The 2,441-nt window shown below is 70.8% G+C and carries 4 protein-coding genes; 2 read left to right on the top strand and 2 right to left on the bottom strand.

Translation table 11 applies throughout. The features are described 5' to 3' along the window. Positions 1 to 706: FAD:protein FMN transferase (locus G3I65_RS36890; RefSeq protein ID WP_160700196.1), on the bottom strand; the 706-nt coding region annotated here is incomplete at its 3' end. Then, a complete protein-coding gene (locus G3I65_RS36885; protein ID WP_160700195.1) occupies positions 703 to 951 on the bottom strand; it encodes a hypothetical protein in 249 nt (82 codons plus the stop codon). The genes G3I65_RS36890 and G3I65_RS36885, both read right to left, overlap by 4 nt. A 236-nt stretch (positions 952 to 1,187) precedes the next feature. Between G3I65_RS36885 and G3I65_RS36880 the strand changes: the two genes are divergently transcribed. Continuing rightward, complete coding sequence (locus tag G3I65_RS36880; RefSeq protein WP_160700194.1) at positions 1,188 to 2,060, top strand: alkaline phosphatase family protein; 873 nt, start codon at positions 1,188 to 1,190, stop codon at positions 2,058 to 2,060. Positions 2,061 to 2,065: 5 nt separating this feature from the next. Further along, positions 2,066 to 2,441 (top strand): MFS transporter (locus tag G3I65_RS36875; RefSeq protein ID WP_163046817.1); only part of this gene is annotated, 376 nt, incomplete at its 3' end.

Raw genomic sequence — 2,441 nt, 5'->3', positions numbered from 1 at the left:
CGACGGCATCGGCGTGGTCGACGGCATCGGCGTGGTCGTCGCCGAGCGCGACCTGCCAACCCCCGTCCGGCCCACGCCCGGCGGCACGCAGGTCCCCACCGAGGTTGACGAGGGCGCCGCAGCCGACGACGGAGTGGATCCGCCGCGCGGCCCGGTCGGCGGCGAGGGCCTTCGCGGTGGCGCCGAGGTCGAGCCGGATGCCGCGGGGCAGGACGACGAGGCACTGCCCGGGGTCGAAGAGGACGCGGTGCCAGCCGGGCGCGGGAACCGGCAGGTCCGTGGTGGGTTCGTCGAGCGTTTCGCTCCGGGCCTGCTCGGGTGGAACCGTTTCGCGGTTCGGACCCGCGACTCCCCTGCCGCCGGAAATGTCCGGCACTCGGGCCACCACCTCGGCGAAGTCGCGGTCGTACCCCAGCTCCCGCACGGCCGAACCGACCGTCGGATCGACCAACCCGTCACTCACCCGGGCCGCCCGCAGCGCCACGCCCAGCGCCTCCGCCAGCAACGCGCCCACCCGGACCTGCTTCCCCGCCTGCTCGTGCAGCCGCGAAATCTCCGAATCCGCCCGAAACCGGCTGCACGCCAGATCAATCGCGGCCAGCTCCTCGTGCAGCAGCTCCGCCGCCGCGCCGAGCCGGGCCGGGTCCGTGACCAGTACCTCCGCCGTCGTGCCCAGGGCGCGGAACGCCGTCGCCGCGGGGGTCACGAGGCGCCCGAGCCCGTGTGCGCGGAGCCGGAGCCCGAGCTCAGGCCGCCGTCCGGGGCCTGGAGCTGGTCCTGGTCACCGGTGGTCGTCGTGTTCTGCACGGTGTCCGCGTTCGCCGACGACAGGCCGAAGCCGATCGCGCCGGCGGCGGCCGCGCCCAGCAGGGCGGCCGCCGCGGTGGCCAGGGCGGCCTTGCGGCGGCCCCGTTCCCGGTGAGCGGTCCTGTTCGCCGTCGTGTGGTCCATGTGACCGAGTTTCGGCGCGCTTCCTTTGAACGAGCTGGGAGCGACCTGTCAACTCCCTGACCGGCCATTGTGGACACCTACCAAAGGAGGTTGACACCGGAAAGCCATTAACCCACTCTTTCCGTTGTCCGCCGAAGGTTTCCAGGTGTTCACCAACCGGACCACAACACGGCACGTACCAGCCCTCCGGCGTGAGCATCATGAGGCGCCCGCACCCACCACACGCTGGAGGACCCATGATCCGCAAGCGGATCGTCGCCGTGTTCGCCGCCGCCGCGCTCGTCACGGCAGGCGCCGCCACGGCCGCGGTCGTCACCCGGACGGAGGAGCCCGCCGTGCAGCCCACCGCGGCGGCCGTCCCGGCGTTCGACCACATCGTCCTGGTGATGTTCGAGAACAAGAAGTATTCCTCGATCAACGGCAGTTCCAGCGCGCCCTACTTCAACACCCTCGCCTCGCAGAGCGCGAAGTTCACGAACTCCTTCGCCATCACCCACCCGAGCCAGCCCAACTACGTCGCCCTCTTCTCGGGCGCGACGCAGGGCGTCACCGACGACACCTGCCCCGCCAACCTCGGCGCCAAGGCCAACCTCGGCCAGCAGCTGATCGGCGCGGGCAAGTCCTTCAAGGGCTACTCCGAAGCCATGCCGTCCGACGGCTACACCGGCTGCTCCAGCGGCACCTACCGCCGCAAGCACAACAGCTGGGTCGACTTCTCGAACGTCCCGGCCGCCAGCAATGTCCGGTTCTCCACCTTCCCGACCGACTTCACCCAGCTGCCGACCGTTTCGTTCGTCACGCCCGATATGTGCAACGACATGCACGACTGCAGCATCAGCACCGGCGACACCTGGCTGAAGAACCACCTCGACGCCTACGCGCAGTGGGCCAAGACGCACAACAGCCTGCTGATCACCACCTTCGACGAGGACAGCGGCACGTCGGTCAACCAGATCTTCACCAGCTTCACCGGCGCGCACGTCGTCCCGGGCAGCTACAGCGAATCGATCAACCACTACACCGTGCTGCGCACGATCGAGGCGTCCTACGGCCTGCCGGGCATCGGCGGCGCCGCGAGCAAGTCGCCGATCCTCGACGTCTGGCAGTAGCCCGCGTGTACCTCTCCACCATCGGCCGCCGAGAGCACGCCGCGAAGGGCAAGCTCTCGGCGGTCGGCGCGAACGTCTTCGCGCTCGGCGCGGTCAGCCTGGTCACCGACGTCTCCTCGGAGATGGTCACCGCGATCCTGCCGGTCTACCTGGTGCTCGGCCTGCACCTGAGCCCGGCCGCGTACGGGCTGGTCGACGGCCTCTACACCGGCGCGACGGCGTTGCTGCGGATCGTCGGCGGGTACGTCGCCGACCGGGTCCGGCGGCGCAAGGTCGTGGCCGGCGCGGGGTACGCGCTGTCCGCGGTGGCGAAGCTCGGCCTGCTCGCGGCCGGGGCGTCGGCGGCCGCGATCGGTGCCGTCATCACCCTCGACCGCACCG

Source organism: Amycolatopsis sp. SID8362, assembly GCF_010550475.1.
Taxonomy (GTDB): domain Bacteria; phylum Actinomycetota; class Actinomycetes; order Mycobacteriales; family Pseudonocardiaceae; genus Amycolatopsis; species Amycolatopsis eburnea.
This window is presented reverse-complemented; position numbering and strand designations above follow the sequence as displayed.